The organism is Arthrobacter sp. TWP1-1, assembly GCF_049897845.1.
Lineage (GTDB): Bacteria > Actinomycetota > Actinomycetes > Actinomycetales > Micrococcaceae > Specibacter.
Genome location: NZ_JAFCXC010000002.1, coordinates 513,803 through 527,369, shown reverse-complemented (window position 1 = coordinate 527,369; position 13,567 = coordinate 513,803). Strand labels below are relative to the sequence as shown.

Annotated in this window: 12 protein-coding genes; 8 read left to right on the top strand and 4 right to left on the bottom strand. The window is 59.4% G+C overall.

Annotation, left to right across the window (positions count from 1 at the left end):
• Positions 1-9: 9 nt before the first annotated feature.
• Positions 10-402 carry a DUF4870 domain-containing protein gene (locus ACP7B9_RS05740; protein ID WP_425861563.1) on the bottom strand — a complete coding sequence of 131 codons (393 nt, stop codon included), beginning with the start codon at positions 400-402 and terminating at the stop codon, positions 10-12.
• A gap of 58 nt (positions 403-460) precedes the next feature.
• Positions 461-1,309 (bottom strand): DUF3097 domain-containing protein, encoded by an 849-nt coding sequence (locus tag ACP7B9_RS05735; protein ID WP_425861561.1) that lies wholly within the window; start codon positions 1,307-1,309, stop codon positions 461-463.
• A 197-nt stretch (positions 1,310-1,506) separates the two neighbouring features.
• Here ACP7B9_RS05735 and hrcA point away from each other — a divergent pair, with 197 nt between their 5' ends.
• From hrcA to ACP7B9_RS05720, 3 genes are read left to right on the top strand one after another with little or no spacing between them, the layout of a single operon-like run.
• Entirely contained in the window at positions 1,507-2,520 is a 1,014-nt protein-coding gene (hrcA, locus tag ACP7B9_RS05730; RefSeq protein WP_425861559.1) for a heat-inducible transcriptional repressor HrcA, read from the top strand.
• 34 nt (positions 2,521-2,554) lie between these two features.
• Complete coding sequence (gene dnaJ / locus ACP7B9_RS05725) at positions 2,555-3,694, top strand: molecular chaperone DnaJ (protein ID WP_425861557.1); 1,140 nt, start codon at positions 2,555-2,557, stop codon at positions 3,692-3,694.
• A 5-nt stretch (positions 3,695-3,699) separates the two neighbouring features.
• The gene (locus ACP7B9_RS05720) at positions 3,700-4,485 is read left to right on the top strand and encodes a 16S rRNA (uracil(1498)-N(3))-methyltransferase (protein ID WP_425861555.1); all 786 of its coding nucleotides are present in this window, start codon (positions 3,700-3,702) and stop codon (positions 4,483-4,485) included.
• Positions 4,486-4,538: 53 nt separating this feature from the next.
• On the opposite strand, the gene ACP7B9_RS05715 is transcribed toward ACP7B9_RS05720, so the two are convergent.
• Positions 4,539-5,558, bottom strand: coding sequence for a GerMN domain-containing protein (locus tag ACP7B9_RS05715; protein WP_425861553.1), 1,020 nt, complete (start codon positions 5,556-5,558; stop codon positions 4,539-4,541).
• A 331-nt stretch (positions 5,559-5,889) separates the two neighbouring features.
• Between ACP7B9_RS05715 and ACP7B9_RS05710 the strand changes: the two genes are divergently transcribed.
• From ACP7B9_RS05710 to ACP7B9_RS05690, 5 genes are all read left to right on the top strand, one after another.
• Positions 5,890-6,963, top strand: a complete 1,074-nt coding sequence (locus ACP7B9_RS05710) for a PhoH family protein (protein ID WP_425861551.1) — start codon at positions 5,890-5,892, stop codon at positions 6,961-6,963.
• Positions 6,960-7,433, top strand: coding sequence for an rRNA maturation RNase YbeY (gene ybeY, locus ACP7B9_RS05705; RefSeq protein ID WP_425861549.1), 474 nt, complete (start codon positions 6,960-6,962; stop codon positions 7,431-7,433). The genes ACP7B9_RS05710 and ybeY overlap by 4 nt, the downstream gene beginning before the upstream one ends.
• Positions 7,430-8,767, top strand: coding sequence for a hemolysin family protein (locus ACP7B9_RS05700; protein WP_425861547.1), 1,338 nt, complete (start codon positions 7,430-7,432; stop codon positions 8,765-8,767). The genes ybeY and ACP7B9_RS05700 overlap by 4 nt, the downstream gene beginning before the upstream one ends.
• On the top strand, positions 8,760-9,725 hold the full coding sequence (era, locus tag ACP7B9_RS05695) for a GTPase Era (RefSeq protein WP_425861545.1): 966 nt from the start codon (positions 8,760-8,762) through the stop codon (positions 9,723-9,725). The genes ACP7B9_RS05700 and era overlap by 8 nt, the downstream gene beginning before the upstream one ends.
• A gap of 164 nt (positions 9,726-9,889) precedes the next feature.
• Positions 9,890-11,488 carry an LCP family protein gene (locus ACP7B9_RS05690; protein WP_425861544.1) on the top strand — a complete coding sequence of 533 codons (1,599 nt, stop codon included), beginning with the start codon at positions 9,890-9,892 and terminating at the stop codon, positions 11,486-11,488.
• Positions 11,489-11,564: 76 nt separating this feature from the next.
• On the opposite strand, the gene ACP7B9_RS05685 is transcribed toward ACP7B9_RS05690, so the two are convergent.
• On the bottom strand, positions 11,565-13,529 hold the full coding sequence (locus ACP7B9_RS05685) for a M13 family metallopeptidase (protein ID WP_425861542.1): 1,965 nt from the start codon (positions 13,527-13,529) through the stop codon (positions 11,565-11,567).
• Between the last annotated feature and the right edge of the window lie 38 nt (positions 13,530-13,567).

Here is a 13,567-nt window from a genome sequence, read left to right as displayed (position 1 = left end):
TTTAAAAAGTTACTTGAAGTAGCGCATGTTCCAGGAGTACCGGTGCGGCTGGCCGCGGTTGACGCGGATGGCGGCGATGACCGAGAACACCGTCAGGAAAATCCAGACGAGCAGTGCCAGCATGGACAAAACCGAGCCGAGTGCCGGAATGAAGAAGGAAAAGATCAGGGCCAGCACGTTGAGGAATATGGCGATGATGGTCGGCGGCAACGTGAAGTTGAGCGCTTCCAAGGATTCCTGCGCCGTGAAGCGGCCACGCGGGCCCAGCAGCTTGTAAATCAAAAGTGACGGGACACAGCCAAGAATTCCGCCGCAATGGGAGATGAACGCCCACTGCTTGTCCTCGGAAGGTGTAAGGGGCTGTTGGGGTGCACCGCTGATTCGGTTAACAGGATGACTCACAATGACTGGCCTTTCACCAAGCGAAAACTGCGGGCCGGAACAAAACCAACCTCTGTCACTAGGATACGGGTGCCGTGAGGAAGTCGATGACCTCTTCCACCCTGCCCAGGAGCGATGGCTCCAGATCTGAGTACGAATTGACGCGTGAAAGCAGCCGTTGCCAGCCAAGTCCGATGTCCTCCGCGGTGGTGTGCGGCCAACCGAAAGCCTTGAGGATTCCCAGCTTCCACTCCATGGATCTCGGGACAACAGGCCATGCCGGGATGCCAAGGGTGCCGGGTTTGATGGCCTGCCAGACGTCTACATAGGGGTGGCCAACCACCAGCACATTCTTGCTCATGCCGGGCGTGTTCATGAGATTGGCCACAATGCGGGTTTCTTTGGATCCGGGCACAAGATGGTCCACCAAAATTCCAAGCCTTCGGGTGGGGCCTGGGGAGAAATCGGCCACGGCGGCAGTCAGGTCGTCGATGCCGCGTAGGGGCTCAACGACAATGCCTTCCACCCGGAGATCGTCTCCCCAGACCTTCTCGACCAATTCGGCGTCGTGCTTGCCCTCGACCCAGATACGGCTGGCCTTGGCCACCTTGGCCCGAACATCAGCGACCTTCACCGAGCCGGATGCCGTGCGCATCGTCGTCTTGGGAGCGCTCAGAACCGGTGCGATGAGTTCGATCGGCTCCCCTTCGAGGAGGAAGCCGAAGCCCAGCGGGAAGGCACGTACCTTGTTTCTGCGATCGGCCAACTCCACGATGTGCATGCCGCCGGACTTCTCCAGTCGCACCACGGCACCTACCCAGCCGGTCTGCACCTCTTCAACAACCAGCCCACCGCGGGCCTCAACCTTGCGCAGCGTCCGCTGGGCGGGGGCACTGAGATCCTGGGGTCCCCATTGCTCGTATTGCACGAAAAAACCTTAACTATCCGAACTCGTGGCAACGCTCATGGCGAACACTACCGGGTGAAAACCCATGCTAACCGGTCAATGTGTTCAATTCCGTGCATTGGTGCAGCTTGCAGCCACGGGTCGGCCTGTCGAAAAAGTATTAGACTTAGCACTTGATTGGGTAGAGTGCTAGAGGCCATTGACAGGAGGTGCCGGGCGTGAGTGAACCACGGAAGTTGGAAGTCCTTCGGGCCATAGTCGAAGACTATGTACATACACGTGAGCCCGTCGGCTCCAAGGCTCTGGTTGAACGGCACCATTTGGGTGTCTCGAGCGCCACGATCCGTAACGACATGGCCGCATTGGAGGAGGAGGGGCTGATCACCGCACCTCACACCAGCTCCGGGCGCATTCCCACCGACAAGGGTTACCGAATCTTTGTCGACCAAATTTCCTCCGTCAAGCCGCTTTCGGCCGCCGAGCGCCGAGCAATTTCGGTGCTCCTTGAGGGATCGACAGATCTTGACGACGTCCTCGAACGGACGGTCCGCGCACTGGCCCACCTGACCAACCAGGTCGCCGTGGTGCAGTACCCCCGTTCTGCTGCGGCAACCGTGCGGCACATTGAGTTTGTGTCTTTGGCCGCCCGCCAGGTTCTGATCGTCTTGATCTTGGCTTCGGGAAAAGTTGAGCAAAATGTCATCGACGTTGGTGCAACGCTCGATGATGCAGCGTTGGCCGGGCTCCGCCAGGTGTTCCTGGCCGGCCTGAGCGGACTCGCTGTCTCCATGCTCCCCGACGCAGTCATCAGGATCCCCCTCACGGTGCCGCATGCGGAACAAGGGCCCGCCTCACGGCTGGCCCAGGGGCTGGCCTTGTTGGCCCGCAACGCTAGGGAAGACCGGATCGTCATGGCCGGAACGGCCAACCTTGCCCGTTCCAACAATGATTTTCCTCTGAGTATCGGTCCCGTCCTTGATGCCTTGGAAGAACAGGTGGTGCTGCTGCGCCTCCTTGAAGCCATGGCTCAGGATTCGCTCGGCATGGCGGTAGTGATCGGCCGGGAAAACCCCCATGATTCGCTGTCAGAAGCGTCAGTCGTGGCGGCCGGTTACGGTCCTGGGGAAACCGCCAAGTTGGGCATAGTTGGCCCCACTCGGATGGATTACCCCAACACCATGTCCAGCGTGCGCGCAGTGGCACAGTACCTTTCTAGAATTTTGGCCGGCTAAACGGCCACCGTTTCCACGTAAAGAGAGCAACATTTTGAGCAATCACTACGACGCATTGGGCGTCACCCGCGACGCAACAGCCGAGGAAATCAAGAAGGCGTACCGCAAGCTCGCGCGTAAGCTGCACCCGGACGTCAACGACGAACCAGATGCGCAAGACCGTTTCAAGGTGGTCACCCACGCCTATGAGGTCCTTTCGGATCCACAGAAGCGCCGCGTCTATGACACCACCGGCAACGAAAATGGCAACGACAACGGTGGCGGCGGCGGCAATTACGGTGGCGGGGACGGATTCGCTTTCCAGGACATCTTCGAGACCTTCTTCGGTGGCAGCGGAGGAGGTGGCGGCCGCGGTCCGGCATCGCGTACCCGTCGCGGCCAGGACGCGCTCATCACGGTCCGGGTTGAGCTGCGCGAAGCAGTCTTCGGCGTCAACAAGAAACTTGAAATCGATACCGCTGTCATCTGCCCCACCTGCGACGGCAGCTGCTGCCGCCCGGGCACCTCACCCACCACCTGCGATATTTGCCACGGCAGCGGCCAGGTCCAGCGACCCATGCGCTCCATCCTTGGCAACGTCATGACGGTGGCCACATGCAACTCCTGCCAGGGCTTCGGCACCATGATCATTGACCCCTGCAACGAATGCATGGGTGACGGCCGCGTGCGCAACCGCCGTGCCTTCACCATCAAGGTTCCCGCAGGTGTCAGCACCGGCACACGCATCCAGCTCGGTGGCCAGGGCGAAGTGGGCCCCGCAGGTGGCCCGGCCGGTGATCTCTATGTTGAGATGAAGGTCAACAACGATCCCGCTTTCCTGCGTGAGGGCGACGATCTGCACGCCACGCTCAGCGTCCCCATGACCGCCGCGGCACTTGGCACCGAGCTCACGTTCGAGACCTTCGACGGCGAGCAGCCCATCAGCATCAAGCCCGGCACCCAAGCTGGGGAAACCATCAATCTGCGCAACCTGGGCGTGACCCACCTGCGTGGATTCGGCCGAGGTGATTTGAAGGTGCACATCCACGTCGAGACGCCCACCAAGCCGGACGCGGCGCAGGAAGAGCTCCTTAAGCAGCTCGCCGCCCTGCGCGGTGAAAGCTACACCGAGGGCAAGCTGGTCACCAGCGGCGGCATGTTCGCCAAGCTCCGCGACAAGCTCGGCAACCTCTAAAGATCATGAGCAACCCGGTCTTTTATGCCACCCCGGAACAACTCGCCGGCCTGGTCCCCGGTGTGCACTTCACCTTGGACGGCGCCGAGGGGCGCCATGCCGCGACCGTCAAACGCCTGAGCGCAGGAGAGCCGGTTGACGTGTGCGACGGCGCCGGAGTGCGGTTAGTCTGCACCGTCACCAGCGCTGACAAGGCCACTTTGACGGTACTGGTTGAAACAGTGGTCCAGGAAGGTGCACCTGCTATCGGGTTCACCCTGGTCCAGGCCTTGGCTAAGGGTGACCGCGACGAGTTGGCCATCGAGATGGCCACCGAGCTGGGCATTGATGCCGTTGTGCCGTGGCAGGCGGAGCGCTCCATTGTCCGCTGGAAGATGGACAAGGTACTCAAAGGCGCAGAGAAGTGGCGTCAGGTGGTGGCCGCGGCAGCCAAGCAGGCCAGAAGGTCAACAGTTCCCCAGGTTGGTTCACTGGTGGGCACCGCGGGCGTCTGTGATTTGATTGCCGACGCCGGGCTGGCGTTGATCCTGCATGAGGATGCGGTGGATTCGGTGGCACAAGTTGCCCGCGACTGGCTGGCCAGCAACAGCAGCGATACCAGCGAGCTTGTCCGGCAGCGCGGTGTCCTGATGATCGTGGGACCGGAAGGTGGCATGAGTTCAGCCGAGGTAGAGGCCTTCATAGCCGCCGGGGCGCGTACGGCGCTCTTGGGCCGGCATGTTCTGCGTTCCTCAACGGCCGGGCCCGCCGCCGTCGTTCTTCTCAGCCAGGAACTTGGCCGCTGGGAGTAAGTCTGCTGGCAGCAGGCCAGCCAGCGGTAAATCGGCGGGGGACTGCTCAGCGCCTACTTTGTGCTGGGTTCTGAGATGGTGACAAGCTTCGTGTCCAGTCCGAGCTTCTTGCCCGGGACCGTAGAGTCCTCCACGTAGACCGAAAGCTGGTACTCGCCGGGCGGCGGGACAAGGTTGAAGCTGAATTCGCCCAATTCGTTGGGTCCTTGCGGGATGGTGACCGTGCCGCTGAGATACTGCTCGCCGACGGTGTCACCGACAACGTGGGCCAGGGACCATGCCAGGTTCCCGGTGGGGGAGACGGCCTGGCCGCCCACCTTTAGCGGGAGCGTGTTGAAGCTGCTGTTATTGGCCGGGTCGATGATCCACACGGGAGCAATAAAATCTGCGTCTCGGGTGAGTGGCTTGTCGAGCACTACATGGCCAAAGGCGTTATAGCCTGTGTGCCCGTCAACCAGCACGGACACCTGGATGGACGTTGTGGTGTCAACGAGTCCGGACATGGCCGCGGCCGCCGTTGCTGTATAGACCAATTGGGAGATGGAACGCGAGGCGATGCCCTCATCGACCTTGTTGCCAAAAGCGTCGGCCGAGATGTCGATGGTAATGACGTTCTTGGCCGAGATGGAGGCGCCGAGCCTTGACGGGTTGTTCCAGATGGAGAAATAATCCGGGTCGAGCGCTTCGCCTCCCATCATGACGCGCAGTGCGGCCACGATAGGATCATCAGAAGTTTGTGCAGGGAAAAATTCCCGATAGAGGAAAACATCATCACTGCTGGTGCCGAGCCAATAGACGGGCAGGGTCTGCGAAGAGGTTGCGGTTTCCAAAGGTGCGTTGGTGACCAATCCCGACGTCACTGAAGAATTACTCGTGGGCATGGACACACTTGGTTGGTTCAAACCTTGTGACGTGCAGCCGATGAGGGTCAAGGACACGGAGAGTCCCAGAATGGCAAACTTGTCAACCAAACGCATTCGAGTCACGGCGCGGTTTTGCCGAAATGACGCATCAGCAGCGGCGCCGGGGCGTCGCGTTGCTGCGGATTTGACGGCAAACATGGGGCAGATCACTCGCTAATCTTGGCTGTTGGAAGGCGATCGGCATCAACCGACGCCGCGCTTTGGTAATAGTTCCAAGCATCCCCACAAGACTTTGAACTCAACCAGCTTGGCATAAAACATGATGACAATGCCGCGGAAATGGGGGTCCGGCAGCGAACTGAAACCGTATCGAAACACTTCTGCCAAGATGTGACTAAAAGATGCGCTCACGGCAGAATTTCTATTTGATCGCTGCCACGGAGCTGTGCATTAGAATTGGGTAACAGGTTTACATATTAACTATCCGGTGGAAGTCACCGGAAAACCCAAGGAGAGATTTCAGGCCAGTACGGCCGAGGCTATGGCAGACACAACAGGGAACCGGCATGATCCATATGCTGCTCAGGGACCCGGGCAGCACTTTCCATATTCAGTTGATGGAACACGCACAGAAGTTGTGCACTTTCTTTCTACTGAGCAAATGGTTGCGGCACTCGGCGCAGAAGATGAAGGCCTGCGAATTATCGAAAGCCTCTACCCGGATGTGAGCTTCCTGGCCCGCGGGAATGTGTTGACCATTTCCGGCCCGGTAGCTGTCGTGCCCCGCATCATGCACCTGATCGAAGAAGCCCGCGGCATGGTGGCTCGCAACAATCCCATGAGCGCAAGCGTATGGGAGCAACTGGTGGCCATGCTGCACACCCGCCCTGAAACCTCCGTTGTTGACATCCTTAGCTATGACATTCTTTCCAGCCGAGGCCGGACCATTCGTCCCAAGACGGCGAACCAGAAGGACTATGTCGATTCCATAGACCGCAACACAGTGGTTTTCGGCATTGGCCCGGCGGGAACCGGCAAAACGTATCTGGCCATGGCCAAGGCTGTTCAGGCACTTCAGCGCAAAGAAGTTAGCCGAATTATTCTGACCCGCCCCGCCGTCGAGGCTGGGGAACGTCTTGGCTTCCTGCCGGGCACGCTGAACGACAAAATCGACCCGTATCTGCGCCCGCTCTATGACGCCCTGCATGACATGATGGATCCGGAAACCATTCCGCGGCTCATGGCGGCCGGAACCATTGAAGTTGCCCCGTTGGCTTATATGCGCGGACGCACACTCAACGATGCCTTCATCATTCTTGACGAGGCGCAGAACACCACGCCTGAGCAAATGAAAATGTTCCTCACCCGATTGGGCTTTGGCTCGAAGATCGTCGTCACCGGCGATGTCACCCAGATTGACCTGCCGTCCGGAACGAAGTCCGGGCTACGTGTCGTCAGGGAAATTCTAGAGGGTGTCGACGATATCCACTTTGCCCTCCTGGACGCCACGGATGTGGTCCGGCACCGTCTCGTGGGGGCCATAGTCAGCGCCTACAACAATTGGGATGATGCACATCCCAGTCCCACAACTCACAAGGAAAGCACCTCGCGATGAGCATCGAAATCAATAATGAATCAGGCGTGGAGGTGCGCCAAGAAGAGCTTGTCAGGCTCATCAAGCATGTTCTCAACGCCATGTTCCTTCATCCCCAAACCGAGGTATCGGTAATCTTGGCCGACTTGGAAACCATGGAGAAGCTCCACATCGAGTGGATGGATGAACCGGGCCCCACCGATGTCTTGTCCTTCCCCATGGATGAACTACGTCCCGGAACCGCTTCCATGATCACCCCGGCAGGCCTGCTGGGTGACATCGTGCTGTGCCCCGTAGTGGCTCAAGAGCAGGCAGTTGCCGCCGGCCACTCCATGGAAGAGGAATTGCTTCTACTCTCCACTCACGGCATGCTCCACCTCATGGGTTACGATCACCGCGAACCAGAGGAAAAGGAAGAGATGTTCGGGATTCAGCGTGAACTCCTTTCCAGCTTCCTCGGTAGGGAAGCTCCCCGGGAGACAATGAAGTGACGCTTGTCGCCTTACCGGTCATGGGGGTTCTCTTCACGGCCATCGCGGCCTTCCTTGCCGCCGTAGAATCAGCTTTGAATTTCTTTCCGCGCCACGATCCTGAAACAGTTGCGGCGCACGGACGCGGGACATCGCTGGAAAAAGTTTTAGCCGAACCGCTTGCCCATTTGAACGCAATACGCTTCTGGCGGGTTTGGTCCGAAATGGCCGCCGCCGTGGCCGTAGCCATATTCCTCGTTGGCCTCTTGGGCAACGAATGGATCGCGGGACTCATCGCAACAGTCGTCATGGCTGTGTTGGGCTTCATGATGGTGGGAGTGTCACCGCGCCGGCTGGGACGCCTCTATGCAGCTGCGCTCGTTGGCCGCTCGGCGTGGATCATTCACCTGTTGCGCCAGGTCTTGGGCCCAATTCCGGAATGGCTTAATCGCCTCGGCGCGTCATTCACCAAGAACGTTCCGACCGGTGACGACAGCTTCGTCACTGAGGAGGAATTCCGCGAATTTGTTGACCGTGCCAGTGAGTCAGAAATGATCGAGGACAACGAAGCCGAACTCATCCAGAGCGTGTTTGATCTGGGTGAAACCATGGTGCGCGCCGTCATGGTGCCCCGAACCGACATTGTCGGCATTGATCACGAAGACACCCTTGAAGAGGCACTCGAGGTCTTTCTGAGTTCCGGATTCTCACGAATTCCGGTTATGGGGGAGAGCGCCGATCACATACTGGGCATCCTGTACCTCAAGGACGTTGTGGCCACCTTGCACCGTCTGGCCGATGGCGAAACCAGCCCGCAGGTGGAGCACCTCGCGCGCAGCGTACGGTATGTGCCGGAATCAAAGCCCGTCGATGACCTGCTTAAAGAACTGCAGCTGGAATCAACCCATGTGGCCATTGTGGTCGACGAGTATGGGGGCACGGCCGGACTCGTGACGTTGGAGGACTTGATCGAGGAGATCGTGGGCGAAATTGCCGACGAGTACGACTCGGTTTCCCCCGATGTCCAGGGCTTGGGCGAGGGCCGATACCGGATCCGTGCGCGCATGGCTGTTGACGAACTTGGCGAACTCTTTGGCAAGGACCTCGACGACGACGAGGTTGACACCGTAGGTGGCTTCCTTGCCAAGCATCTGGGCAAGATTCCATCCGTGGGCAACAGCGTGGAGGTCAACGGCATCCTGCTGGTGGCCGAGCGGATGGAACCCTCGCGCAACAGAGTCAGCCACGTCATTGCCAGTACCACCGAAGCAGTCGAGAATGACAGTAAGTCCGGGAACGGCAGTACTGAAGGCACCACCCCCACCGAACAGCATCACAGGAGCGATCATGAGTAAGTCAAAAGCCAAGTTAGGCCTCATAACGGCCAAGGGTGAGGGGTTCCGCGCCGGCTTTGCTGTACTTGCCGGGCGCCCCAATGCCGGAAAGTCAACACTGACGAACGCCTTGGTGGGCCAAAAGGTGGCCATCACCTCGGCCAAACCGCAGACCACCCGCCACACGATTCGTGGCATCGTCCACAAAGAGAACTATCAGCTGGTCCTGGTGGATACGCCCGGGCTGCACCGCCCCCGCACCTTGCTGGGCAAGCGCCTGAACGATTTGGTGGCGGACACGCTTTCCGAAGTTGACGTGATTGGTTTCTGCCTGCCGGCCAATGAAAAGATCGGTCCCGGCGACCGCTACATTGCTACACAGCTGGGACAGGTTGGCAACAAGCCGGTCGTTGCCATCGTGACAAAGACCGACACCGTGGATCGACAAGCTGTCACCGATCAATTGATTGCCGTTGAGAAGCTGGGGCGTGAGGTGATTGGCGAACGTGGCTTTGCCGCCGTCGTTCCCGTCTCTGCCGTGGAGGATTTCCAGGTGGAAACCTTGGGAAAGGTCTTCGCAGATTTCTTGCCGCTTTCACCGGCCCTCTATCCAGACGGTGAATTGACCGACGAGCCCGAGGCCGTCATGGTTGCGGAACTGATCCGTGAGGCCGCCCTTGAGGGAGTCCGCGATGAACTTCCCCACTCTCTGGCCGTGGTGGTTGAAGAGATCCTGCCGCGTGAAGGCCGCACGGAGGACAACCCCTTGCTGGATGTCCGCGTGAACCTTTACGTTGAACGCCCTTCGCAGAAGGCCATCATCATTGGCAAGGGCGGTGTCCGGTTGCGGGAAGTTGGCACGAATGCCCGGAAGGGCATCGAGGCGCTCCTCGGAACCAAGATCTACCTTGACCTGCACGTGAAGGTGGCCAAGGATTGGCAGCGGGACCCGAAGCAGCTCGTCAAGCTCGGCTTCTAACAAGCCCGGATTCACGCAAAATGGCGGCCCCTGTGGGTCGCCATTTTGCGTCGTATAAGAATGTAACTTCAAGGTACTTATCAGTTGCCGTGTGGCTTGGGGGTTGTTCCCAGCCTTCACGACTAAACTCTTGAGAGTTAATATTCGCAGTGAAAGGTTGGAACATGGGGCGACGCCGTGCTGAAAAGGGGGCAGTTGAAGCTGCCAATACCCCACGCGGTGGCGCGCACAGTGACAACGAGCCTGTAGGTCGGCACTTTCGGCCCCGGGCCAAGGCTCCCCTATGGTTGCGCATCACCGCGCTCAGTCTTGCAGCGGTGCTTGTTCTCGGCGTAGGCGCCGCGGGACTATTGGTCTTCAAGCTGCAGAACAATGTCACAACATCCCCCTTGAATGCGGGTGTAGGGAACAAATCTTCCGGGCAGTCCCAGATTGAGGACACCGGATCCTTGCAGGTTCTCATCTTGGGCACCGACACACGGGATGGTGCTAACAGCGCATACGGAACGGAAGAAGACTCCACCGGCGAAGGCAATTCCGATGTCATGCTACTGATGGATATTTCGGCGGACAACAGCCACGTTTCGGTGACGAGCTTTCCGCGCGATTTGATGGTTCCCATTCCGGACTGTAAGCCGGCCGACGGCGGAGACACCGTTGCGGGGTCTCCTGCGGGACAGCTCAATACGGCTCTGCAAGTAGGGCCCGGTTGCACGGTAGCCGCCATCAACGACCTGACCGGCTTGACCATCGATCACTTCATGTTGGCCGACTTCACCGCAGTCAAGGAGCTCTCCAACGCCCTAGGCGGCGTTGAGGTCTGTGTTGACCATGCCTTGTACGACACCGACGGATCCGGCCTCAAGTTAGATGCTGGCAAGAGCCTGGTCCAGGGCGAACAGGCACTGGCTTTCGTACGCACCCGCCATGCCTTTGGCGATGCCAGCGACCTTGCCCGCATCAAGGCACAGCAGTACTTCCTTGGCTCCATGGTTCGCAAGGTCAAGAGCGAAGGAACGCTAACCAACCTGCCCAGGCTGTACAACCTGGCGGATGTGGTCACGAAGAACTTGACCATTGATGAGGGCCTGGCCAATATTCCATCCATGGTCACCATCGCCAACCGCTTGGCGAAGATTGACTTGGCCAACGTTGCTTTTGTCACTGTGCCCTACGAAGAGTATGTGGCGGACAACGCCCGTGTTCAGCTGAAGGAGCCCGAGGCTGGCCAGTACTTTGCTGCGTTGCGCGAGGGAACGGCATTGACGGGAACTTCCACGGCCGCTCCAACGGACAGCGCCAGCACGGCCGCCAGCGGCACGCCGTCGGACGCCGCTCCAGTGGTCCCCACCACCGAGGCGCCGGTCTATGACAAGGCAATCCAGTCGGTCAGCGTCGCCAATGCCTCAGCTGTTGTGGGTCGCTCCATCGAATTGCTGCAGGCGCTGTCAACGGCCGGATTTACCGGTGCGTGGCAGGCGGGGGATGTGCCGGCCGTGAACGAAACCCAGGTACTCTACGGTGCGGACATGGCTGATGTTGCGGCTGATGTTGCCGCCGTGTTCAATCTCCCAGCGAGTGCGGTGAAGTCAGATCCCACGATCACCGGTGTGAGCCTTGTAGTTGGCACCGACTGGGTTTCAGGTACAGCGTTTGGCGCAGTGGTGGTGCCGCCGGACATCGTTGCCAGCACCGCGGATGACAGCGGTGGATGCCTCACGGTGAACCCGCTCAAGTACTTCCCAACGCCCTTCGTGGAATAGCTCCTTCTTAAAGTAATGGCGGGAGCAGGTGCGGGGCTTCCCCCGTCCCTGCTCCCGCCATTACTTTAAGGCGTGGCTACCAGATGCTCACGCGCTCGGCAGGATCCCGCCACATCTTGTCCCCGGCCGCCGTGGCGAAGGCGGTATGGAAGACGTCGAGGTTGCTGGCCACGGCGTTGCATCGAAGCTCCGAGGGGGAGTGCGGGTCAATGGTCAAGCGCCGGATGGCTTCCTCTGGACGGATCTTCGCACGCCAGCATTCGGCCCAGGAGAAGAAGAAGCGTTGTGCGCCGGTGAGTCCGTCAATGACCGGGGATTCCCCGTCAGTGAGGCTGAGCTGGTAGGCCTTGAATCCGATGGCCAGCCCGCCAAGGTCACCGATGTTTTCTCCGAGGGTCAGTTCCCCGTTGACAAACTCATCAGGTGCGGCGGTGGGGGACAGTACGTTGTACTGATCCACCAACTTGGCGGTGAGCTTCACGAATGCCTCACGGTCCTCGTCGGTCCACCAGTTCCGCAGGGCGCCGCTGCCATCAAATTGTGAGCCTTGGTCATCGAAACCGTGGCCAATTTCATGCCCAATCACGGCACCAATACCGCCGTAGTTGGCCGCGTCGTCGGCGTCGGCATCAAAGAACGGGGGCTGCAGGATGGCTGCGGGGAAAACCACTTCATTCATGGTGGGGTTGTAATAGGCATTGACGGTCTGCGGGGTCATGAACCACTCCTCGCGATCAATGGGTGCGCCAATCTTGGCCAGTTGCCGGGCCAGTTCAAAAGCATTGCTCCGCTCCATGTTGCCCAACAGATCCCCAGCAACAAGTTCCAAGGTGGAGTAGTCGCGCCACTTAGCCGGATAACCGATCTTTGGCGTAAAAGCGGCAAGCTTTTCCAGCGCACGGATCTTGGTTTCCTCGCTCATCCACCCCAATTCCACAATACTGATGCGGTAGGCCTCAATGAGGTTGGCTACGAGCTTTTCCATATGGATCTTATGGGTTTCGGGGAAGTGCTCGGCTACGTAAAGCTGCCCCACTGCCTCGCCCAAAACGCCCTCGACCAATCCAACGCCACGCTTCCAGCGTTCCCGGATGACGGGCGTGCCACTGAGCGTTGTGCCGTAGAAGGCAAAGTTCGCGTCGACAAAGTCCTTGGACAGATAGGACGCCAAGCTTGAGATGGTGCGCATTGCTAGCCACGCCTGCCAATCGGCGCAACGGTCCTGAGTGAGCAGTGCCCGTTGCCCCGTGAAGAATTCGGGCGTGGCAACAACCATTTCGGAGCTTTGCTCGGCCGAGACGCCTAGCGCATCCAGCCATATTTCCAATTCCGGAAGTAGCAGCAAAACCTCGCCCCGGTTCATCAGATTGTAGGTTTTCTGGGGGTCACGCAGGGAGACCTTGTCCAGATGGGTTGCGGCAATTTCGCCTTCCAACGCCATGATTCGTGGCGCCTTGGCCGCGGCGTCGGCAACGCCGGCCAATTCCAACATTTTCTGTACATGGGCCACATAGGCGGTACGGATGGAGTCGAACTTTTCCTCCCGGTAATAGGACTCATCCGGGAGCCCAAGACCGGCCTGGAAGAGATGCAGGAGCGCGCGGTCCGGATTTCCGGCGTCGTTATTGACATAGGCACCAAACAAGGTGCTGCCACCCGTGCGGTCCAGATCGCCCATGAGGCGAACCAAGGACTCGATCGAGTCGGCGGCGTCGATCGCCGCCAGTTTCTCGGTCAACGGTGTTGCCCCGGCGGCCTCGATGGCCTCTTCATCCATGAAGTCTGCGTACAGGGCGCCGATCTTCGCGGAAAGTTCTGGATTGGCGGCGTCAGGATTGGCGTGCTCGGTTCCCGCGTGTTCAATGATGGCCTTGACCGCAGACTCGGAGTCGTCGCGCAGGGTGATGAAGGAACCGGTGAGTGCACGGTCCTCGGGAATCACCTCCGCCTCCAGCCAAGCGCCATTGACATGGTTGAACAGGTCATCCTGGGGCCGTACGCTCTGGTCAATGTTGGTGAGATTGATGCCGGAATGTCGCAAGTGGATCGGTACCCCTTCGTTAGGTGAGTTGGTTCACT

Bases quoted from the DNA above. Each gene is read 5' to 3' on its own strand.
- ACP7B9_RS05720 (WP_425861555.1), top strand. From the start codon at position 3,700: ATGAGCAACCCGGTCTTTTATGCCACCCCGGAACAACTCGCCGGCCTG.
- ACP7B9_RS05710 (WP_425861551.1), top strand. From the start codon at position 5,890: ATGGCAGACACAACAGGGAACCGGCATGATCCATATGCTGCTCAGGGA.
- ybeY (WP_425861549.1), top strand. From the start codon at position 6,960: ATGAGCATCGAAATCAATAATGAATCAGGCGTGGAGGTGCGCCAAGAA.
- era (WP_425861545.1), top strand. From the start codon at position 8,760: ATGAGTAAGTCAAAAGCCAAGTTAGGCCTCATAACGGCCAAGGGTGAG.
- ACP7B9_RS05690 (WP_425861544.1), top strand. From the start codon at position 9,890: ATGGGGCGACGCCGTGCTGAAAAGGGGGCAGTTGAAGCTGCCAATACC.